Raw genomic sequence first — 22,897 nt, forward strand, 5'->3', positions numbered from 1 at the left:
ATTTTAGGAAGCTTGATTTATGGAATACCTTAGAACTCTAATAAAATGACTATAATCAAAGATTAACATCATGATAGCACCTAAAAATATAACAGCAGTAGTCCTTTCGCTGACTATAATGCTAGTGCTACAAGGATGTGCAGGATCAGAGAGTGTAGCCGGAAGCGGGAGTAACAAAGAATACAATCAGAGTTATGAAAAAATGAAAGGCGTTGTTGAACAAGCTATAAAAGGGAGTAACATGAATATCAATTTCGTCAATGAGTCGGATGATGGTAGCCAGATAATCCTATCTGTAAGCCAGGATACATATGTGGGCAATGAGCAGGTACAACAGGAGCAGGGCGAAGTACGAATAATTAAGAAAGATGATGAGACAACCGTTGTTGAAGTAGAGAATCCCGACTATCATTTTTCAGTTCCATCCAATCAAAAAAAAGACTACCAGCGGATAATTTATCTTCGAATAGATAATATCCTGGAGAGAGAAGAATAAAAATCGAATTAAAAGCTTTTTTTACATTTTTTGTAACATTTTCACTTTCCAACGCTCTTACTATAATAGGGGAGACCGTTATTTGTATTTGTCATGATGATTGTTTAATTCCGATATAATGTATTTATAAAGACTTGGATCAGGTGATGTCAAAAAAAGGGGATCGCATTTCCAGCGTGGGAATGGATAAAAAGATCGATAAGAAAATTTGGACTCCCAAACGTATTGGGATGGTTGTGGGGAGTATTAGTGTTGTTGCCTTCTTTTTATACAGTTTTGTTTTTATGGATAATCGGTCAACGCTGAATGTTGATCGCAGCAAGCTCACTATTAGCACTGTTCAGGAGGACTCTTTCCAGGAGTTTGTGCGGGAAACTGGGACGGTACAGCCTATACAAACTATATATCTCGATGCTGTTGAGGGCGGGGTCGTTGAAAATATATACCGGGAATCGGGGGCAATGGTGGAGAAAGGAGATACCATTCTTCAGTTGTCAAATTCTGATCTGCGTCTGCAGGTTCTCCAGCAGAGTTCGGCTATTTATGATCAGATCAATCAGACCCGGAATTCGCGTTTGAATATCGAACAGAATACGCTAAGCCTGAAAGAGCGACTGGCAAAAGCGAAAAACCAGCTCGAAATTACCAAATCGAACTTTGAGCGTCAGCAAAAGCTGTATGAACAGAATTTAATTGCTGACCAGGAATTTTTAGAGACAAAAGAAAACTACGAATATGAGCAAAAGCGATATGATTTGATTTATGAATCGTTTAAGCAGGATTCCATCAAATCCAGTCAGCAGTTGCAGCAGATCGACCAGTCGCTGGATCGCATGTGGCGAAGTTTGGAAGCTGTGCAAAGCATATTGAATCGACTGGTAGTTACAGCTCCTATCTCCGGTCAACTTTCAACAATAGAGCTCAATCCCGGGCAGTCTATTTCGTCGAGTGAGCGTATTGGGCAGATAGATATTTTGGATGAGTACAAGGTTCGGGTGGATATCGATGAGTTTTACTTATCTCGTATATCACCCGGTTTAAAAGGAACTTTTGAGTTTAATGGACAAAGTCATCAGCTAGAGATCACAAAAATATATCCCGTGGTTGAAAATGGTCAGTTCAAGGTAGATATGAAATTTTCGGATGAAGTCCCGTCTGGGTTAACAAGAGGCCAAACACTGCGTATTCGATTACAACTTGGGCATTCGACCCAGGCGACCCTCTTAGCCCGTGGCGGATTTTATCAGACAACCGGTGGGAATTGGGTGTATCGTATAACCGAAGATGGAGACCGGGCGGTGCGACAGGATATCAATCTTGGTCGCCAGAATCCGAATTACTTTGAAGTACAATCTGGTCTGGAACCCGGCGATCGAGTAATAACATCAGGCTATGATAATTTCGGGGATAATCAAGAATTGAATTTGGAGTAAACCACACCACTAAGACACAGAGAAAAATCTTAATGAACTTAGTATCTTAGTGGTAGACAACTTAATAACTCAACTAATCACTAACTGCTATGATCAAGACAAAAAACCTAAAAAAAGTTTATACGACTGAGGAAGTAGAGACGACAGCACTAAACGGGGTTAATCTGGAAATTAAAGAAGGAGAATTCTGTGCTATTATGGGTCCTTCGGGATGCGGAAAATCTACGCTCTTAAATATTTTAGGCCTGCTCGACAATCCCACTGAAGGAAAATACCACTTCCTGGATTATGAAATTTCCGATAAATCCGAACGGGAGCGGGCTCGATTGCGAAAAGGTAATATCGGTTTTGTATTTCAGAGCTTTAACCTGATTGATGAGCTTTCGGTAATTGAAAATGTAGAGCTTCCGCTCTTGTATTTGGGTGAATCGGCTGATGAGCGCCGGGAAAAAGCCGAGGTGGCCCTTGAGCGCATGAATATGATGCATCGCAGTAACCATTTTCCGCAGCAGCTTTCCGGCGGACAACAGCAGCGTGTAGCGATTGCCCGAGCGGTTGTTGCCAACAGTAAACTGATTTTGGCCGACGAGCCGACAGGTAATCTCGATTCCGATCACGGGGACGAAGTGATGAAGTTACTGGCCGAACTCAATGAGCAAGGAACAACTATCGTGATGGTGACTCACTCTCCCCACGATGCCAATTACGCCCGACGCGTTATTAATTTATTTGACGGACAAATTGTGACCGAGGATGTGCAGGAAGGGTTTTATGTATAAAGACCTTTTTTCATGATCAGGACTGGGAACTCTGATCTACTAAAGGCATTTAAAGAATATGATATAACTGCTATTATTTAATAGGAGAAAAGTGTGCATTTCCGAAATACAGCAATAATCCTTGTTCTGATATTTGCTGCCGGAGTGATCTTTCCCGGCCAGGCAGAGGCTAAGTCGAATTTTGACCCTGATTCGCTTTCTGTCGAAAAGATAGGAGAACAAGCTTCTTCCATAAACTCGGTAACCAGTTTATTGATTCAGCAACACGGAGAATTGTTAATAGAGCAGTATTTCAATGGTATGAGCGAAGGGCAGACTGCAAATATCAAATCGGCATCAAAAAGTGTGATATCACTGCTGACAGGAATTGCCGTTGATCAGGGTTTTATTGAAAGCGTTGACCAGCCTATCCATCCCTATTTTGAAGAATATTTCGAAGCCAACCCTGATTCCGTCAAAGAAAATATAACGATCAAAGATCTGCTTACCATGCGGACGGGACTTGAAACCACGAGTTTTCATAATTATGGTCGATGGGTAGTCAGTGATAACTGGGTGAAGTTTCAGCTTGATCAGCCTTTAACTAAAGAACCCGGCGGCGATATGGTTTACAGTACCGGAACATCGCACCTGCTTTCGGTAATTCTGACCAAAGCCACCGGAATGAGTACACGTGCTTTCGCCCAAAAGTATCTGTTTGATCCTTTGAATATCCGGCCCGGCGGATGGGATCGCGACCCGCAGGGGTATTATATGGGTGGAAACAATCTTGCACTGCATCCCACGGATATGCTTAAGATCGGACAGATGGTCTTAAATAACGGTACATATCAGGGACAAAGAATTTTATCTGAACAATGGCTGGAAGAAACATTTGAAACCTATACCCGCAGTAATTTTAATCCCTACGACTACGGGTATATGTGGTGGAAAAAACCAGTAGGCGATTATCAGGTGCGTTTTGCCTGGGGATTCGGAGGGCAATATATATTTCTTATCCCGGATCTTGATGTTGTGGTGGTAATGACTGGTGCACTAGCTAATGCTACGCAAGATCGATCGTACAAAGAGCCGGTTTTTTCTCTTCTTCGTGAAGAAATAATTCCTTTTTTGGAAACCAGTTCCAACATTCAATAATCAATAACAAGTAATCGGGTTGCGTTTTCGTTGGATGAATATCGTAAAATATTAGAATGCTTTAATGAACCGGTTTAGTTTGTAACAAACCCATGGTTTAATACTCTTCTAATCTTATCATCAAGTAAATCATAATTTCTTTCGGGGTATTTTTTGTAATAAATAGGGGTATATCTATGTTTAGGAATTATTTAAAGGTTGCTTTGCGTAATCTGCGTAAGCGCAAAGGTTTTGCTTTCATTAATATTTTAGGATTGGCAATAGGCATTGCCTGCTGTCTGCTTATTGCTATGTATGTTTTTGAGGAAATTAGCTATGACCAGTTTCACGAAAAGTCCGATCGCATTTATCGCGTAACACAAACCACCAAAACATCAGCCAAAGAAGAAAAGGGAGCCACCACCCCCTTTCCGGTAGGACCGACACTACAAGATGATTTTTCGGGGCAGATAGAAAAGGCAGTACGCTTTTTCGATATGCAGGAAGATATTCGGACGATGATCAATGTTGAAACAGAGGAGTCATTCCGTGTTGATCATTTTTACGTTGTTGATTCAACCTTCTTTGATGTTTTTTCGGTCGATATGATCCACGGTAACCCGGAGACTGCTCTCAATGAGCCGAATTCAATAGTGATTACAGAAGAGCAGTCCGCCCGGTTTTTTGGAGACGAAAATCCGTTGGGAAAGCAGCTTAGTTTTAAAAGCGTTCAAGATTTAACAGTTACCGGAGTGATAGAGTCGCTGCCTCCGACATCGCACATGGAGATCGATATGCTGGTCTCTTTTAATACGCTGTTCGAACTGTATGGATCGACTGCATTTATGGAGCGTTGGTTCTGGAATCCCTGTTGGACCTATGTTTTGCTTGATGAAAATACAGATCCGGCCGATCTGGAACGGCAATTTCCCAATTTTGTGGATAGAAATTACGCTGATCGTGAGGAGGGCGAAACCCTTTCGTTGGGCTTACAGCCCATTACAGATATCCATCTTCATTCTAATTTGGATCAGGAGATTAAAGCCAATGGCTCAAACTTTTATGTCTACCTGTTTTCGGCCGTAGCAGTTTTAATTTTGGTCATTGCCTGCATCAATTTTATGAATCTTAGCACCGCGCGGGCGACCGAACGGGCTTCTGAAGTGGGAATGCGAAAAGTACTCGGAGCCAACCGCCGTCAGCTTTTCGGGCAATTTATGGGCGAATCATTTTTAATGACATTACTGGGATTTGCCCTGGCTTTTGCTTTGGTTTACATATCTTTGCCCTACTTCAATGATTTTACAGGGAAGGAGTTTGCATTCGCTTTTCTGGGAAGTGGCAAAATGATTATAGCTCTTATTGCGCTCTTTATAGTTGTCACGTTGTTAGCCGGTATGTATCCCGCACTCTACCTTTCGGGTTTTAATCCCACAACAATCATGCACGGTTCAAAAGGATCCGGTGGTGATAGTAATGGAGTTGTGTTAAGAAAAGGCTTGGTCATCTTCCAGTTTGCACTCTCGGTAATGTTGATTATCGGCACGGTGATTGTGTACCTGCAATTGCAACATATGCAGGATAAGCGGCTCGGTTTTGACAAAGAGCGGGTTGTCATTATGCCGATCAAACAGACACTTATTGCCTGGGAGTTCGATGAGTTCCAGGAGAAGGCGCTGGCAAGTACAAATATCATGGAAGTGGCAGGGACCGGAAAAATATTGGGTTCAGACGATCAAACGTTCAGGAAGTACTCACCGGCCAATAAACCTGATGCCCCGCCTACCAATATGTCGCTGAATGTCACGCACGGATTTATCGATACATATGATATAGAGGTGCTGGCCGGACGTTCATTTTCACGGGATTATCCTACCGATTCTGAAAGGGCGATTCTGATTAATCGATCTATGTTGAAACAGATTGGAGCGGAAAAGCCGGAGGACGCCCTTGGCCAATTGTTTTACTATACAACAGGCGAAGATGAACGCAGAGAATATCAGGTAATCGGCGTGGTTGAGGATTTCAATTACACATCAATCAAAAAAGAGATTTCGCCACTGGTGATAAATCTCGAAGATGAGGAACGCCGGGTAGTAGGTACTATAGAATATGCAGCGGCACGACTGGCGCCGGGCAGTATTCAGGATGGCCTTGAAGATTTGCGGGCCACCTGGAAAGAGGTCAATCACATCGATCCGTTCACCTATTCTTTCCATGACGAAGAGCTGGAGAAAATTTATGCCTCCGAAACACAAATGGGTACTATCGCTGGTGTGTTTGCACTGATTTGTGTTTTTGTAGCTTGTTTGGGCTTATTCGGTCTGGCTTCCTTTACATCATCTAAACGAACCAAGGAAATCGGCATACGGAAAACCCTTGGAGCCACTGTACCTGATATTATTACGCTACTGACAAAAGATTATCTGAAGTTGGTAGTTGTAGCCAATATTATCGCATGGCCGGTTATTTATTACCTGGCTGTACAATGGCTTCAGGATTTTCCTCATCGCATTAGTTTGGGATGGAATACTACGGTAATATTTCTATTAGTTGGTTTGGCAAGTGTATTCATTTGCTTGGCTACAGTTAGTTACCAGTCGATTCGCGCGGCATTACTTAATCCGGTTAACAGCATTCAGCAGGAGTGAAAATAGCTCGAAAGTTTTTGTCTGAGGAGAATATCTCTCCATCCGGCCGCTGGTTTGCGGTCGGATAGATAATCAAGTTATCTCCATACCCGATGAATTAAAAACAGCTCCTGAAATAATCCTCAAAAAATCTTATCTAAAGCATGATCTAAAACATAAGATAAGATTTTGATATGAAGAGATTGTTTCTTGTTTTGTTGGCCGGAGTATTGCTTTTGGGATGCCAGCCAGAATCCCAGGATGAGCCAACTATAAAGTATGATGTACGCTTTCCGAATGCAGAACACAATGAGGCCGAAATTACAGTAACACTGGATAACCTACTGTCTGGTCCCGTCACGTTTTCAATGAGTCGTACATCGCCCGGTCGATACGCGCTGCATGAATTTGCCAAGAATGTGTATGACGTATCAGTGACTAATGGCGAGGGGGATTCACTGGAAGTCCACCGCCCCGATCTGCACAACTGGATGGTTCGCGAGCACGACGGCACGATTAAGTTCAGCTATACATTGTATGGCCGCCATGCTGATGGCACCTACACCGGCATCAATGAACAACATGCACATATGAATATGCCGGCTACTTTCGTATGGGTGCCCGACCTGCCCGAGGCGCCGGTGACTGTACAATTTCATCCGCCGGAAAACGCCAACTGGGATGTCGCTACGCAGCTTGAGAGTACCGATGAACCTTACACGTTTACCGCGCCGGATTACTATTATTTTTTGGATAGCCCGACAGAGCTTAGTGATTTTACGATGACAGAGTGGGAGGCAACAGGAGATACGGCCAATCAGAAAATTCAGCTGGCAGTGCATCATAACGGGACTGAGGAACAGGTGGAAAATTATACCCAAATGGCGCAAAAAGTCGTGGATGAACAGATAGCTATATACGGAGGAGCGGCCGATTTTGAATATGACAGATATACTTTTATTGCGGATTACCTGCCGTATGTGTACGGGGATGGCATGGAGCATCGAAATTCAACTATTTTAACCAGTCAGCGTCCACTGGATGAAGAGGGTGCACTGCAGAATCTGTTTACTTTGTCACACGAATTTTTTCACAGCTGGAGTGTAGAGCGGCTGCGCCCGGAAACGCTGGAGCCGTTTGATTTTATGAATGCCAATGTCTCTGATGCGCTCTGGTTTGCCGAAGGATTCACCAGCTACTACGACGATCTCACCATTCGCCGGGCAGGTATAACTTCGGACCAGAAATATGCCCAGGATTGGTCGGGGACTTTGGACTACGTACTTAATTCTCCGGGCAATCAGTTTTATAGTCCCATGGAGATGAGCATGCAGGCTCCGTTTGTTGATGCGGCCACCTCGGTGGATGCCCAGAACAGATCCAATACGTTTATTTCGTACTATTCGTGGGGAGCAGTGTTAGGTTTGGGACTGGATTTGAAGCTTCGAACTACGTTTGAGGATGTTACTCTCGACGATTTTATGCGCCGTATGTGGGAAGAGTTTGGAATTCCTGAAGAACCCTATTCTGTAGAAGACCTGGAAAATACACTGGCAGAAGTTACCGACAGCACCGAATTTGCAGAATCATTTTTTAATAATCACATCCGTAGTGGAGAACATATCGACTTAGAGCCGTTGCTGGCCCAAGCGGGATTTCAGCTGCAGAAAGCCCATCCCGGTGAAGCTGTCATAAGTTTTGGATCGGCGAACATAAATTATGAAGGTGGAGAGGCTACGATATCCCAAAACACACAGGTTGGCAGTCCACTCTATAAAGCCGGGCTCGATGTGGATGATGTAATTCATTCCTTGGATGGGCAGTCGATCAATAATGCGCGCGATATGCAGCGTTTGTTGGCTAGTCACGAACCCGGAGATGAGCTGTCAATTACATACTCTTCTCTCGGAGAGGAATACGAATCTACAGTTATACTGGCCGAAAATCCTGAACTTGAACTACTTCCGTTTGAGGAGATAAATAAAGAGGTGACAGATGAAATGAAGTCATTTCGGCAGGATTGGCTGGGCAGCAAAGTCAGGAAATAGGAGTTAAGGGATTGCTAAAGGAGAATACATACGGAAGTTAGCGGAATGTTTGGCGCCATCCACGGATAGTTGTGCTAAATAAAAATATTAGATCAATCTCCCTAAATCCCTCTTCTCCAAGAGGGCAGGAGGATTTGAGTATCCTACAAAAGAGTAGTAGCTATCAATTCTGGAATTGCTGCTGATAGCTGACGGTGTGATACTGATAAGATGCAAACATGTTTAGTCACCAAATATTTCTAAAGTTCATATAGTCAATCCTTTGTGAACCTCCGTGTCTCCTCTGTGTATCTCTGTGGTAAGTTTTTTGACTTTAATGCTGTTGGAGCAACGATTCAGGCATGCAAGTTACAATCTTGTGCAATTAGATTAATTCAGATACATTAGAAAGGTAAAAGCCAGCTACTGTCACAATAATCGGAAATATGGGCATCAGAAAATATCATATCGGTTGCACGGTCTGGAGCCTCAAAGAGTGGGTCGATAATTTCTTTACCGACGATGCCAAACAGAGCGATTTCCTTTCGCAATATGCTTCTGTTTTCAATACGGTAGAGGGAAACACAACTTTTTATAACATTCCCAGCGAGCAAACATTAAAAAGATGGAAGCAGGAAACGCCCGACGAGTTTAAGTTCTGCTTTAAATTTCACCGATCTATCACGCATGATAAGCGTCTTCAGAACACAGAAGATGATATCCTGAACTTTCTGGAGACGTTCGACCCCATTGCCGATCGCCTGGGACCGTTTATGATTCAGCTGCCGCCGCAGTTTTCGCCCGCCGAATTTATGCGCCTCGAAGAGATGATCAGTATGTTGCCTGGCGCCTATCGCTATGCGGTAGAAGTTCGTCATCCCGATTTCTTTAACCACGGACGCGAAGAGCACCGGCTGAATCGCCTGCTGAAAGGCTATAATATTGACCGAATAATTTTTGATACGCGCAAGCTGCACGCGATGAAATCGGATGAGCAATCGGTGTTAGAAGCAAAAAAGAAAAAGCCTGAGGTGCCGGTTCGTTTTATCAATACCGGATCGCGTCCATTGGTACGTTTTGTGGGATCGAATGATCCCGTGGCAAATGAGCCTTATCTCAAAGAATGGGCCATTGTTGTCGCCGATTGGATAAAGGAGGGGCTGCATCCGTATATCTTTACCCATACGCCCGATAAAGTGAGTCAGCCAGCTAATGCCAAGAGATTCCATCAGCTGTTATCTGATCTTATTGGTGTTGATCCGATGCCCGCATGGCCTAAAGATCGACAGAATAAGCAGATGGATCTTTTTTAAGAAGTACCCCATCCGACGGCTGAATTTGCCGTCTGGTGGGTTAATAGGCGCATCTGTCTTATTAACGGAAAAACTAAACCAGACGGTAACCTGCATAACCAGTGTAGTCCGTGTACTATTAATTAAGTGATAAATGCATATAAAATCCTTATCTTTACAGGCTTTTTGAATCCATAAACTGATACCCATTCATGTCCCAGACTGATACCGCAACCGAATCCCAAAAAGAAGTAATTGAGGAGGCGAAGCGCCGGCGCACGTTCGCGATTATATCGCACCCCGATGCCGGTAAGACGACGCTGACTGAAAAGCTGTTGCTTTATGGCGGGGCTATACACGAGGCGGGATCGATCCGTCAGCGTAAAGCCAATCGCTATGCAGCCTCCGACTGGATGGCAATTGAAAAGGAGCGTGGTATTTCTGTGACGTCTTCGGTTCTGCGATTTGAAAAAGACAACATTAAATTTAATCTGCTCGATACACCGGGACACAAAGACTTTTCTGAGGATACGCTCCGGACGCTGGTTGCTGCCGATACGGCGTTGATGGTGATTGACGTTGCCAAAGGCGTTGAGGAACAGACCGAGAAACTGTTCGAGGTTTGTAAGATGCGCGAAATTCCCATTATCACTTTTGTGAACAAATGCGACCGGCCGGGTCTAGAACCGTTGGAAGTGATCAGTAATATCGAAAACCAGCTGGGTATTGAGGCTATACCGGCATCATGGCCGCTGGGTTATGGTCGGGATTTTCAGGGTATCTATGACTTGATTGGCAAGAAGCTGCATCTGCAGACTAAGGAAGAGCACGGTGCTAAAAAGGCTGAAACCGAAATTTATGACCTGGAAGAGGGTATTGAACAGTCGCATCTGTCGGATTTTGATAAGGAGAAATTCCGCGAAGAGGTGTTATTGACTGAGGATATGATGGACATGATGGATAATGAAGAGTATCTGAACGGAAAGGCAACGCCTGTATTTTTCGGTTCGGCCCTCAACAACTTCGGACTGGATGTCTTCATGAATTATTTCGCCGATCTTGCCAGTCCGCCGCAGCCATACCAGGCCGATAACGGTGAGAAGCGTGATCTTGACCGCGGATTTTCGGGTTTTGTCTTTAAGATGCAGGCGAATATGAATCCCGATCACCGCGATTGTGCCGCTTTTATACGAATTACCTCGGGTAAGTTTGAGCGCGGACTTCAGGTGACGGAGAGTAATACTGGTCAAAAGGTAAAGATGTCAACGCCGCATACGCTGATGGGTGACGAGCGACATATCCTGGAAGAGGCCTATCCCGGGGATGTTGTGTCGCTGTTTAACCCGGGTTCGTTTCGTATTGGTACGACAATCTACAGCGATGATCCTGTAAAATTTGATGTAATTCCGCTGTTTACGCCCGAGCATTTTATGAAAGTTTCAACGAAAGATCCCTTTAAACGAAAGCAGCTGCGCGAAGGTTTGAAGCAGCTGGCCGAAGAAGGGGTTGTTCACGTATTTGAGGTACCGCAAGGGGTGGGTAATGAGCTGCTGCTTGGTACGGTCGGTGCACTGCAGTTTGATGTGGTGAAGCACCGGATGTCCACAGAATACAATACCGAACTGCACATGAATTCCGTTTCTTATCACGCTGCCCGATGGCTGGGAGACAACGACACAGAGGTCGTTGAAAAGTTGGAAGGCAGCTACTCCACCCATGTGACCAAGGATATGGAAGGGAATCCAATTGTGCTATTTGACAGTGGCTATGCCCTCAATCAGGCAGAAGAAAAAGTGGGTGCTGAAAATCTATATAAGTTTAAACAGGGATAAGTGAATAGCGAATAACGAACAAGGAATGATGAATAACTTCATCAGTTCCTCATTCGATTTCCATTAATCTGCGGTTCAATTTATTTCCCGCCATTTGCCTTTACATCAGCTTGACAGAATTCAAGTAAGTCAGGAATCGGGCTATCCACTAGTATTGAAGTATAATCTGTTGTTCGGACGGCGTAGTACATCAGACAATCTTCCTCGGTGCAATGATGACCGTTGCCAGAATCCTGATGATTTTCCTGCATCGGGCTTCCGTTTGCCACGAGGCCCATATTGTGTCCGAACTCATGATTAAAGACTGTAGCCTCCAGTTTATAGCGGTCTGCTTGTCCAATACCCCCACTATTTTCATGGATCGCTGGCCCGAAGAATCCCATTGAAGTGTTAAAGTAGGCTATTCCAAGTACATTCTGCTGTGAAAACTCTCCATCCACGATTATAAAATAGGCCCATAACGTTTCGCCGTCGGGGTTGTCATAACTGGTGTAGTTGTCGCGATGCTCCTCTTCAAGAGCACGGACATCTTCAGTGGAGTATGCATTTTGCTCACCAGCTTCGATACGCGTCGGACTTTGTATATTGATTTCAGATTTATTCAGGTGCTTCTTCAGAAATGATTCCAGGCTGTCCAACGCTCGTTCGGTCGGCTCATAGCCGGGCATATAGTCAATTTCCAGGTTCAGCTCATCGAACTGCTCATCACTCAAAAATGAGCGAGCAGAATCACCAGGTGGAGCTACGCTGGAAAATTCTGGTAACCGCTCTGTGCCATTGTCTGAGCCTGGATCCGAGTCGGTTAAATCCGAACAGGAAGAAATTAGAATAACAGCTATAATTGTTGTGAAGATAAACAGTATGTATCTTCTTAATTTCATAAAATCATATCATAGTTTATTGAGCTTTGATGTACATGGTATCCAACTATAATTGTAGAAATTTGTTTCATATTTATGTCAGAACAGAAAGTTCAAGATATAGTTAAACGACTGGATCTTAGCCCGCATCCTGAAGGCGGCTATTATAAAGAAGAATACAGGAGTAGCGAGACTGTGTGTTTGGAGGATGGAAAATCAAGGAGGGCAGGGACAGGCATTTATTTTATGCTACCCAAAGGAGTTTGCACGAATTGGCACCGGGTAGCCTCTGATGAGCTGTGGCATTTTTATGATGGGAGTCAATTGGTGCTCGAATTGATTGATACGGCCGGTAATTTTTCACGGCTATTTCTTAATAATGAATTGTCCGGAGAGGGAAAATTTCAGCAGGTGATTCCCAAAAACTGCTGGCAGCGTGCTTACAGTACAGGTGTTTTTACGTTGGTGGGATGTACAGTTGCTCCGGGATTTGAGTTTGAAGATTTTGAAATGACTGAGCAAGAGAAACTTGCTGAACGCTATAGTCATATTGCGGCACAGATCATGGCTGCTCCTTTTTCTGAATAAGAATGCGAGTTTATTTTAATGCGTGGTACAGAATATTTTAACTCTCTCTTCCTTATATCTCTCATCTATAATTCTTAACTTAGAGCGCAATTTTAGAATTGTTGATTTAATGATTTGTAGATTGACTGAATTACATATCATTATTTTGTTGTTAGACTACAAAACAGCCGTAAACAGTAATCAGTCTTTTGATATCCAGTCGATAAATCAACAAATCAATAAATTATTAAATCATTAAATAAGTATTTCTTATGGCAAAAGAATTTGATGTTTGTGTAATCGGATCCGGCCCAGGTGGTTATGTAGCAGCAATCCGCGCATCCCAACTCGGTTTTAATACGGCAATTGTAGAAAAACGTCATCTCGGAGGTGTATGTCTTAATATCGGATGTATTCCAACGAAAGCGTTGTTGCGGTCTGCAGAGGTGTACGAAAGTATCGAGCATGCCGGTGACTACGGTGTCAATGTTGAAGATTATTCAGCAGATTTTGGCGGCATGATCGAGCGCAGCCGGAATGTAGCCAATAAAATGAGCAAAGGTGTTCAGTTTCTGATGAAGGCCAATAAGATTGAAGTCTTTGAAGGAAAGGGCGTGTTTGAATCGAAAGACAAGCTCAAGGTTGTTGATGAAAATGATGAAACGCAAGAGGAGATTACTGCTGATAATTTCATTATTGCTACAGGTGCTCGTGCTCGTGAACTCCCGAACCTCCCTATTGATGGTGAGATGGTCATAGACTATGAAAAAGGAATGAAGCTCGAGGAGCAGCCGGAGAAAATGGTTGTTGTCGGGGCAGGTGCTATTGGTGTTGAATTTGCTTATTTCTATAACACCATCGGTACGGAAGTAACACTCGTTGAGCTGCAGGATTCACTGGTACCGGTTGAGGATAAAGATATTGGTAAGGAGCTTGGCAAAATTTATAAGAAGAAAGGAATTGATGTCCGAACCGGAAGTACGGTCGAAAGCGTCGAAGAGGATGGAGACGGCGTTAAGGTTACGATCAAGTCTGGTGATGACGAAGAGACTATAAATGTGGATGTTGTTCTTTCGGCAGTCGGTGTTGTTGGAAATGTTGAAGGTATCGGCCTTGATGAGATTGGCGTCGAGTATGAGAAGGGAGTTATCAATGTCGATAAAGAAACCTATCAAACCAATGTCGACGGAATCTATGCCATTGGCGATGTGGCCGGAGGACCGTGGCTGGCTCATAAGGCCACACACGAAGGAATTGTTTGTGTGGAAAAGCTGGCAGGAGAAGATCCGTTGCCAATTAAGTATGATAATATTCCTGCATGTACCTATTGTGAGCCGCAGATTGCTTCGGTAGGATATACGGAAGAGCAGGCTAAAGAAGAGGGCTATGATGTTAAGGTCGGTAAATTTCCGTTCTCTGCCAGCGGTAAAGCAACTGGTCTTGGTCACGAAGAGGGATTTGTCAAGGTTGTTTTCGATGAAAAATACGGGGAATGGCTTGGCTGTCACATGATTGGTTCTCATGTAACTGAATTGATCGCTGAAGCTGTAGTAGCACGTGATCTCGAAACGACCGGAAAAGAAATTATTCATGCTGTGCATCCGCATCCGACGATGTCAGAAGCTGTAATGGAAGCGGTAGCTGAAGCTTACGGTGAAGGCGTGCATTTGGGTTCATAGTTTAGCACAGGCCTCATATAGTATGATAAAAAAAGCCCGCAGAGTATATCTGCGGGCTTTTTTTCTTAAAGAACTCTTGATGTATAGTCGGTGATGAATTACTCCGATCCCTCTGTTTTTACTAATTTATTATAAAGTCCCATTATCAGAAGAGGAGCCGCCCACTGGCCGACAAACAGGGCCATATCATCCTTTTTTAAAAGTTTTAAAGTCAATGATGTGCCCATGATGCTTACCGAAGACCAAAGGAAGGCATCGGAGGGTAACTCAGCGGTAACATCTTCAATTTCCTTTGCAACTTGACCTTCTTCTTTATTTTTTGCTTCAGCCATAATCTCAATTGATTTAATTAGCAGTTGATGGTTTTATATTCGTTCTATTAAGGTAGATCATTTTTGATGGATACTGGCTAGCAATAATTGGGAAATCGCTGTGCCTATTTAAAGTACAAGAGATATGAATGAGTCACAGGATAGAAAATCAAATAGGTCTGTCATCTCGACGGCGACTTTAGTTGCGGAGAGATCTTTGATTTTAAAATGGTACGGAAAACAAAGATTTTTCACTCCGCTACGCTCTGTTTAAAATGACGACAGAGGTGAGGGTTATTTAGTGGAGTGATAAATTGAGAATTATTACCAATAACCACTCTTGTTGTGAGTAGTGATTCCATGTCATGTTTCGTATTTTACCAGAGCTATGAATACAGTAGAATTTTTTGATTTAGGCCACGCTTCCTACCAACCCGTGTGGGATTTGCAAACTGCTATTCAGCAGCGACTTGTGGATGAAAAACTGAGCCGCCGGAAAAAGCAGAAGCTCTATAAGTCCGGCAATGAAAGTAACGATGTGTTGCTGTTTGTAGAACATCCACATGTGTATACCTTGGGCAAGAGCGGTGATAAAGCTAATTTGCTTAAAGGACTGGCGGAGCTGGCCGATATTGATGCCGAATTCATCGAGATCGACCGCGGCGGTGACATAACGTATCACGGACCGGGTCAGATAGTTGGCTATCCTATTTTTGATATGGATCGTCATTTTACGGATATCCACAAATACCTGCGCTATCTCGAAGAGGTAGTTATCGGAACCTGTGCTGAGTATGGTATCGAGGCCGGACGTATTGAAGGCCTGACGGGCGTTTGGGTGGGTGACCAGAAAATTTGCGCTATGGGTATCCGCTGCTCGCGATGGGTTACAATGCATGGCTTTGCTTTTAATGTGAATACCGATCTCAGTTATTTCAATCATATCGTTCCATGCGGTATTATGGACAAAGAAGTGACTAGTCTGGAGGCATTGTTGGGGCATGAAGTGGATCCATCCAAAGTGAAAGCACACCTGCTAAGAAATTTCGAGAAAGTCTTTGATATCAGCATTGTTAAAGTGGATTCATTGCCTGAACTGGAGGATGAATTTTCGTATCTTAAGCATTCAGACATTAAAGCAGCATCCCATTAATTGATTTACCATCATGATTAAAGAACTCAACGTTGTCGACAGGAACGAAACATCTCAACGGCGCCCCGACTGGCTTCGTGTTAAACTTCCTTCTGGTGAGAAGTTCAAAGAAGTGTCCGAAACAATTCAAAAGCATTCCCTGAATACCGTTTGCTCAGAAGCCCGATGCCCCAATATTGGTGAGTGCTGGGGAAATGGTACGGCAACATTTATGATTCTCGGTGATGTCTGTACACGTTCATGTTCTTTTTGCGCTGTTAAGACCGGACGCCCGGAGCAGGGTTTGGATTGGGATGAGCCACGGCGCGTTACAGATGCTGCCAAGAAAATGGGGCTTAAGCATGTAGTTCTTACATCGGTGAATCGTGACGAGCGGGATGACGGCGGTGCCCCGATATTTGCAGAATGTCACCGACAGCTTCGTAAAGAGATCGAGGATGTCACCATTGAATCGCTTATTCCCGATTTTCGAGGCGTTTGGGATGCTCTGCAAATAGTTATTGACACTCCGCCCGATGTATTAAGCCACAATCTTGAGACGGTCCCCGATTTGTATCGCACCATACGTCCGCAGGCAAAGTATAAGCGCTCACTGGAATTACTGCAGCGTTGCAAAGATCAGGGCCTGCGAACGAAAACTGGCATTATGGTTGGGTTTGGAGAAACACGCGAACAGGTCATTGAATTAATGAAAGATTGTGTTGAGCACGAGGTAGACGTATTAACAATTGGTCAGTATATGCAGCCGACAAAAATGCACCAGCCGGTCGAAGAATGGGTTCATCCGGATCAATTTGCAGAATATAAAGAGATAGGAGAAGAACTTGGGATTGGCCACGTAGAGAGCGGTCCGCTCGTACGCTCCTCATATCACGCCGAGAAGCACGTATAAAGCATTTTTTACGATCTTTAAGGGATTTGATCTCGAGATTTTACTCTGATCTTTTATATTTCAGCAGATCAGCTTTTCTCACATAATCAACATATATGTTAGCACTTGCAGTTGTCATACTATTGAGTTATTTGCTGGGGTCTATACCATCCTCTATATGGGTTGGCAAACTCGTGAAAGGGGTAGACATCCGGAATTACGGGAGCGGTAATGCGGGGGCTACGAATACATTTCGTCTTTTGGGATGGCAGCCTGGTGTGGCAGTATTACTAATTGATTTCTTTAAGGGATTTGCAAGCTCACGCTGGCTTAGCCAGTTGGCATACTCTATTGGATCGGGTCCGGTGGCGCTATTCGACTTTTGGGATGTAGATCCTTTTTTGAGCATTGTCTGCGGACTTGCGGCTGTGGTCGGACATATGTTTCCACTTTACGCCTGGTTCGACGGCGGCAAGGGAATGGCAACTGCTGCAGGTATGCTCTGCGGAATAGAGCCGATATCTGTAGGTATTGCAGCTATTGTTTTTACCATAGTTATGGTTGCAAGCCGATACGTATCGCTGGCGTCGCTGGTAGCTGCTTTTGTCTATCCGTTAATGCTGGTATTTTTTCGCTATAGCTTAGGTTGGGATATTGACGGCAGCATACTCATTTTTGCCTCATTGGTCGGGATTGGTATAATCATTAAACACCGTGGAAATATACGGCGATTGTTGAATGGAACAGAAAACAAGGTTAGCTCATTCAAACCAGCTGTGGGCTGGCTGAATAAAGAAGAAAAACCGCAACCCTAGAAATAGCATTGTGAAGAAAATAACCATCATTGGTGCTGGCAGTTTTGGGACAGCACTTTCTGTGGTATTGGCCAGAGCAGGCAATAAAGTGCAGTTGTGGGCCAGGGAGCAGGAAATTGCATATGCTATTAATAGTCAGCATCGAAACCCATCCTATATCCCTGATGTCACGTTGCCGGATTCTGTTGAATCTTCTACCAGGTTGGAAGAATGTTTTGATGATCCGGAAATGGTGGTTTTTGCTACCCCTTCGCATGTCGTACGTGAAGTAGCCGAAAATATTAAACCTTTTTTGGAGGGCGATGAGATAGTTGTCAATGTTGCCAAGGGAATAGAAAACGATACATTTCAGACGATGTCGCAGGTGCTTAGTAATGTGCTGGAAGGCACCATTATTGATGATCATATCGGAGTGATTTCGGGTCCGAGCCACGCCGAAGAAGTCAGTAAATTTAAGCCCACAGCCGTGGTGGCCAGCTCATATTCAAAGCGGACCACCGAGAATATCCAGGATACATTTATGACGCCTATGTTTCGGGTGTATCTGAACTATGATATCATAGGTGTGGAGATTGGAGGTGCGGTGAAAAATATTATGGCTATTGCCGCCGGTATAATTGACGGAGCGGAGCTCGGCGATAATGCAAAAGCGGCCCTGATTACCCGTGGATTACATGAGATGAAAAGGCTGGGAATGAAATTGGGAGCTTCACAAGATACTTTTTCGGGACTGACAGGAATGGGTGACCTTGTGGTAACATGTACTAGTGAACACAGCCGCAATCGGTTTGTGGGTTATAACATCGGCCAGGGTAAAAGCCTGGATGAGGTGATATCAAAAATGAATATGGTAGCAGAAGGTGTAAAAACCACTCGATCGGTGCACGAATGGAGTAAGAAGCTGGGAGTAGAAATGCCCATCACAGCGGCGGTATACCGGGTTCTTTTCGAGCAAGAGGATCCCGAAGATATGGTGTACGATCTGATGACACGGAATCCCAAAGAAGAAATAATGATCTAATCCAGGATAGAAAAAAACAGCTATGGAATTTTATACTTAATAATTTGTTGTTACCTTCGTTATGTATTGAAAATAAGATTCAGTGGCTATGTATCCAGAAAAACATACCTCAGCCTCACTTTCCCAGATGGATTATCTGGACGTAAAGAATCTCGCAGAGACGGGAGAAGGAACCTATCTCGAATTTAAGCGCACTATTCCATCAGCATATAAGATTGCCCGTGAAATTGCTGCATTTGCCAATACGAAAGGTGGCACTGTGCTTATTGGTGTGGACGATGATAAATCACTGGTGGGAGTCATAGGATACCAGGAAGAAGAGTTTTTGCTTGGCAAAGCTGCCCGTGAGCTGTGTCGGCCAACGGTCGATATTACAATTGAAATCGTGCATTTTGGCGAACGTGACCTGCTGGTGATAAAGGTGCCGGAAGCTGCAGACAAACCTATTTTTGTACAGGGCGAAGATGAAGATACGGTGTTTATGCGCGAAGAGGATCGAAATAAAGTTGCCAGTAAGGAACTTATCGAGATCATTAAGAAGAAAAATTCAGATGAGGGTGTAACATTTGAGTACGGACCAAAGGAACAACAACTGTTTAGATATCTGAATGAATATGGCGAAATAACCGTTAAAAAATTTGCTCAACTAGTTGACGTGCCCAGAGCAAGGGCATCAACAATATTGGTTAATTTGGTAAGTGCTGATATTCTGAATTTATTCAGGAAGGACAACATCGATTACTTTACGTATTCGCAGAAGTGTGAAACATAATTTTAAAGAGATTTACCCTAATGCCTGCTGAAACAGAAGACAACCTGGACGATGTAATTTCCGATCTTATTGATGACGATGAAGAGGATTCTTCTACGGAGCCTGACTCTGCTTCTCCCTTAGAACAGATGCAAACTCCCGATGATATTGAATTCAGCGGGCCACCGGTTCAGCTGACGGAACGAGCGGCTGAACAAGTTCGCAAGATCAGATCAGATGAGTCTCTCGATGAAGATCTGTGTCTGCGGGTGGCCGTTGAAGGCGGCGGTTGTTCCGGATTAAGCTATAAGCTGGGATTTGATTACAAGTCCGAAGAGGATGAAGTAATTGTAAGCCAGGGAATCGAGATTATCGTTGCCCAAAAACATATGATGTATCTTAAAGGTATTTCAGTCGACTATCCCGACGGTCTTAACGCCCGAGGCTTTACCTTTGACAATCCCAACGCGAGTGAGACATGCGGCTGCGGTAGTTCATTTGCTACGTAGTAGATAATTGTGCTGATAATAGGTTGTATAGTGATTTATTGCAATAAATCACTACAACTTAATGTTCCCTCCCATACTTTTCCATGATGGTCAGAACTTCTTCGACCGGCAAGGCTTTGATCGTATTTCCATCCCTGCCTGTCATTGTTTCGGCGTGGAAAAGAGAATTGATGATGGCTTCTTCAGTTGCCTCATTAACAGCCATAAACAGCGGTGACATTGAGCTGTTGCGAAGAACATTCTGGTCTTTTGCAAGCTGGTCTGATCGATATGGAATTCGCACCGATTCAGCCGTAGAAAAAGCGATCACATAATCGCCGCTGCCGTTTGAGGCAATACCCCCGGTTTTTGCCAGTCCAAGCATGGCCCGCTTGGCCAATCTCTCCAGATTGCGTGATCCCAGCGGAGCATCAGTGGCTACAACAATCATGCAGGAACCGTCGGGCGTTTCATTGAGTTTATCATTTAGATAATACTTATCGAGCTCTTCTCCTACAGGCACGCCCGCTATTTGAAGCACGCCACCGAAATTACTCTGAACGAGCACGCCTACAGTATAACTTCCAGCATCGTCGGGCAAGGTACGCGATGAAGTGCCGATACCACCTTTAAATCCAAACGTGCGTGTTCCCGTCCCGGCTCCTACGTTGCCCTGTTCAACAGGACCCGATGCGGCATTTTCTATTGCAGCTAAAACATCGTTCTTGGATACATGGCGCCCGCGGATATCATTCAAATAGCCGTCATTTGTTTCACCTACTACCGGATTTACGGATCGAACGTTGCTGTTTTCCTCAAAGCTGAATGTGTGATCAATGAGTGCATCGGCAGCCGTAGGGACGCTCAGCGTATTAGTAAGGATGATTGGTGTCTCAAGGTTGCCGAGCTCCTGGATCTGCGTTGATCCAGCCAGCTTGCCAAAGCCGTTGCCCACATACACGGCAGTCGGGACTTTCTCTTGAAAAATATTTCCGCCGTGGGGAAGGATGGCAGTAACGCCGGTGCGAATATTATCACCTTCGATTAACGTTTGATGGCCGACCTCGACACCCGATATATCCGTAATGGCGTTAAGTGATCCGGTTTCCATTACACCGATCTCAACTCCGTAATCTCGAAGATTCTTATCCTGGGCAGAAACTGTCATAGCTGTAAAAGTAAAAAGTAAAACAAGTACTGTTTGAATGATTTTCATTGATCAATAATTTGGATCCAAAAATTAAGTACCTAAACTTTACCAAACTTTGGGGGTTTAGTAAAGTTATTATTCAGATGTCAGACTCAGAAATTGCAAGAGATGGTAGACTGAAGCGAGGGATGGTTACGTGAATATCAGCATTTTGAATCAGGATATTCAGGATTTAAGGATGTACTTGGATAACGTTCATTCAATCCTGCTAATCACGATAATCTTGTTCATATTGTGCCAATCTGTGGCTTCATCGTTATTCTGTAAACCGATCGGTGATGAGCCGGACGCCGCGCTTGAAGGTGAAATAGTGCCACATCCACTCAACAAAAACGCGGAAACGATTGCGGAAGCCGATCAGAAAGAATATGTGGACGATTGACCATAGAATCCAGGCAAAAAAACCGCTGAACTTGAATCCTCGAATATCAGCAACCGCTTTGGCGCGTCCGATAGTAGCCATCGTGCCTTTATCAACGAAATGAAATTTACTTCGCTTCTTTCCTTTAATCTCATTGCGGATGAGATTGCCGATAAACTCTCCCTGCTGAATTGCAACAGGTGCCAGCGCCGGCAGTGGATTTCCGTCTTCGTCTTCTTTATGGGCAGCATCACCAATCACGAAGATGTTATCATGGTCGGGGAGAGAAAGATCATCCTCGACAAAAACGCGGCCGGTGCGGTCTTGTTTGGTATTAAGCGAGGAGAGCAGCGGCGATGCCGCAACACCTGCCGCCCAGATGATATTGGGTGTTTCGATCGTTCCTTCTGAAAAAGAGACTTCATTTTTCCCAATATCAGTAACGGGAGTATTCAATAAAACGCGGACGCCCATATCCTCCAGCGTTTGACGTGCTTTTTCGGAAAGGGATTCAGGATAACCATTGAGAATACGCGGGCCAGCTTCGACAAGAAAAATACGCGTTTCATTTTTGCTGAATGTGTTATAGTCGCGCATCATACTGCGCTTCGCGATTTCGGCTATGGCTCCTGCCATCTCGACACCCGTAGGTCCGCCGCCAATAATTACATACGTCAGATAGGGTTCCCGAAGTTTGGGATCATCGAGCTGTTCGGCCTTTTCAAGAGAGAGAAGAATACGCTCCCGAACCTGGAGGGCATCGCCAATGGACTTGAGTCCCGGCGCATAATTCTCCCATTCATCGTTACCAAAATAGTTGTATTGAGCACCCGGAGCCAGTACCAGGTAATCGAAATTGATTTTTCGCCCGCTCTCAAGCTCAATGAAATTTTCCTCTTTGTTGACCCTGGTAACATTTCCTAGCAGTACTTTCATCCCTTTGCGGTTGCCCAGAATAGCGCGAATAGGGACGGCGATATCGCCGGGTGAAAGGGCAGCTGTAGCCACCTGATATAGCAGAGGCTGGAAAAGGTGATGGTTTGTCTTGTCGATAATGGTAATATCGACGTCAGCTTTTTTAAGCTTCTTGGCAGTGTTAATGCCGCCAAATCCACCACCGACAATAACGACGTGTTTGCGGGACATTTCTTAATAGTTAATTTACGGCCGAAGGTTCGGTTCTTCTACCTGTAACATTCAAACCT

20 protein-coding genes are annotated in these 22,897 nt (G+C 44.3%); 16 read left to right on the forward strand and 4 right to left on the reverse strand.

The window, feature by feature from the left end:
• Positions 1–70: 70 nt before the first annotated feature.
• The 8 genes from ACT3ID_RS09580 to ACT3ID_RS09615 all read left to right on the forward strand — a co-directional run bounded on the left by ACT3ID_RS09580 (position 71) and on the right by ACT3ID_RS09615 (position 11,605).
• Entirely contained in the window at positions 71–496 is a 426-nt protein-coding gene (locus ACT3ID_RS09580) for a hypothetical protein (RefSeq protein ID WP_491541799.1), read from the forward strand.
• A gap of 146 nt (positions 497–642) precedes the next feature.
• A complete protein-coding gene (locus ACT3ID_RS09585) occupies positions 643–1,929 on the forward strand; it encodes an efflux RND transporter periplasmic adaptor subunit (RefSeq protein ID WP_491541915.1) in 1,287 nt (428 codons plus the stop codon).
• An 89-nt stretch (positions 1,930–2,018) separates the two neighbouring features.
• Entirely contained in the window at positions 2,019–2,708 is a 690-nt protein-coding gene (locus ACT3ID_RS09590) for an ABC transporter ATP-binding protein (protein ID WP_491541800.1), read from the forward strand.
• A 93-nt stretch (positions 2,709–2,801) separates the two neighbouring features.
• Complete coding sequence (locus tag ACT3ID_RS09595; RefSeq protein ID WP_491541801.1) at positions 2,802–3,845, forward strand: serine hydrolase domain-containing protein; 1,044 nt, start codon at positions 2,802–2,804, stop codon at positions 3,843–3,845.
• 176 nt (positions 3,846–4,021) lie between these two features.
• On the forward strand, positions 4,022–6,475 hold the full coding sequence (locus ACT3ID_RS09600; RefSeq protein WP_491541802.1) for an ABC transporter permease: 2,454 nt from the start codon (positions 4,022–4,024) through the stop codon (positions 6,473–6,475).
• Between the two features lie 173 nt (positions 6,476–6,648).
• Entirely contained in the window at positions 6,649–8,502 is a 1,854-nt protein-coding gene (locus tag ACT3ID_RS09605; protein ID WP_491541803.1) for a M61 family metallopeptidase, read from the forward strand.
• A gap of 425 nt (positions 8,503–8,927) precedes the next feature.
• Positions 8,928–9,794: a DUF72 domain-containing protein gene (locus ACT3ID_RS09610; RefSeq protein ID WP_491541804.1), complete on the forward strand. Its 867-nt coding sequence runs from the start codon at positions 8,928–8,930 to the stop codon at positions 9,792–9,794.
• 191 nt (positions 9,795–9,985) lie between these two features.
• A complete protein-coding gene (locus tag ACT3ID_RS09615; protein WP_491541805.1) occupies positions 9,986–11,605 on the forward strand; it encodes a peptide chain release factor 3 in 1,620 nt (539 codons plus the stop codon).
• An 80-nt stretch (positions 11,606–11,685) separates the two neighbouring features.
• On the opposite strand, the gene ACT3ID_RS09620 is transcribed toward ACT3ID_RS09615, so the two are convergent.
• Positions 11,686–12,486, reverse strand: coding sequence for a peptidase (locus tag ACT3ID_RS09620; RefSeq protein ID WP_491541806.1), 801 nt, complete (start codon positions 12,484–12,486; stop codon positions 11,686–11,688).
• A gap of 75 nt (positions 12,487–12,561) precedes the next feature.
• Here ACT3ID_RS09620 and ACT3ID_RS09625 point away from each other — a divergent pair, with 75 nt between their 5' ends.
• Together ACT3ID_RS09625 and lpdA are read left to right on the forward strand one after the other, a co-directional pair.
• Positions 12,562–13,053: a cupin domain-containing protein gene (locus ACT3ID_RS09625; protein WP_491541807.1), complete on the forward strand. Its 492-nt coding sequence runs from the start codon at positions 12,562–12,564 to the stop codon at positions 13,051–13,053.
• Between the two features lie 251 nt (positions 13,054–13,304).
• Positions 13,305–14,711 carry a dihydrolipoyl dehydrogenase gene (gene lpdA, locus ACT3ID_RS09630; RefSeq protein ID WP_491541808.1) on the forward strand — a complete coding sequence of 469 codons (1,407 nt, stop codon included), beginning with the start codon at positions 13,305–13,307 and terminating at the stop codon, positions 14,709–14,711.
• A 98-nt stretch (positions 14,712–14,809) separates the two neighbouring features.
• Here lpdA and ACT3ID_RS09635 read toward each other — a convergent pair whose 3' ends face one another.
• A complete protein-coding gene (locus tag ACT3ID_RS09635; protein WP_491541809.1) occupies positions 14,810–15,043 on the reverse strand; it encodes a hypothetical protein in 234 nt (77 codons plus the stop codon).
• 367 nt (positions 15,044–15,410) lie between these two features.
• On the opposite strand from ACT3ID_RS09635, the gene lipB reads away from it, so the two are divergent.
• The 6 genes from lipB to ACT3ID_RS09665 all read left to right on the forward strand — a co-directional run bounded on the left by lipB (position 15,411) and on the right by ACT3ID_RS09665 (position 20,142).
• The gene (gene lipB, locus ACT3ID_RS09640) at positions 15,411–16,175 is read left to right on the forward strand and encodes a lipoyl(octanoyl) transferase LipB (RefSeq protein ID WP_491541810.1); all 765 of its coding nucleotides are present in this window, start codon (positions 15,411–15,413) and stop codon (positions 16,173–16,175) included.
• A gap of 13 nt (positions 16,176–16,188) precedes the next feature.
• Entirely contained in the window at positions 16,189–17,067 is an 879-nt protein-coding gene (gene lipA / locus ACT3ID_RS09645) for a lipoyl synthase (RefSeq protein ID WP_491541811.1), read from the forward strand.
• Between the two features lie 95 nt (positions 17,068–17,162).
• On the forward strand, positions 17,163–17,861 hold the full coding sequence (gene plsY / locus ACT3ID_RS09650; RefSeq protein WP_491541812.1) for a glycerol-3-phosphate 1-O-acyltransferase PlsY: 699 nt from the start codon (positions 17,163–17,165) through the stop codon (positions 17,859–17,861).
• Positions 17,862–17,871: 10 nt separating this feature from the next.
• The gene (locus ACT3ID_RS09655) at positions 17,872–18,882 is read left to right on the forward strand and encodes an NAD(P)H-dependent glycerol-3-phosphate dehydrogenase (RefSeq protein ID WP_491541813.1); all 1,011 of its coding nucleotides are present in this window, start codon (positions 17,872–17,874) and stop codon (positions 18,880–18,882) included.
• 88 nt (positions 18,883–18,970) lie between these two features.
• Positions 18,971–19,654 (forward strand): AlbA family DNA-binding domain-containing protein, encoded by a 684-nt coding sequence (locus tag ACT3ID_RS09660; RefSeq protein WP_491541814.1) that lies wholly within the window; start codon positions 18,971–18,973, stop codon positions 19,652–19,654.
• A gap of 20 nt (positions 19,655–19,674) precedes the next feature.
• On the forward strand, positions 19,675–20,142 hold the full coding sequence (locus tag ACT3ID_RS09665) for a HesB/IscA family protein (RefSeq protein ID WP_491541815.1): 468 nt from the start codon (positions 19,675–19,677) through the stop codon (positions 20,140–20,142).
• A 58-nt stretch (positions 20,143–20,200) separates the two neighbouring features.
• Here the strand turns inward: ACT3ID_RS09665 and ACT3ID_RS09670 are convergent, their stop codons facing one another.
• Entirely contained in the window at positions 20,201–21,337 is a 1,137-nt protein-coding gene (locus ACT3ID_RS09670; protein ID WP_491541816.1) for a DmpA family aminopeptidase, read from the reverse strand.
• A gap of 250 nt (positions 21,338–21,587) precedes the next feature.
• A complete protein-coding gene (locus tag ACT3ID_RS09675) occupies positions 21,588–22,838 on the reverse strand; it encodes an NAD(P)/FAD-dependent oxidoreductase (protein WP_491541817.1) in 1,251 nt (416 codons plus the stop codon).
• Positions 22,839–22,897 lie beyond the last annotated feature (59 nt).

The organism is Fodinibius sp. GM108 (assembly GCF_058386985.1).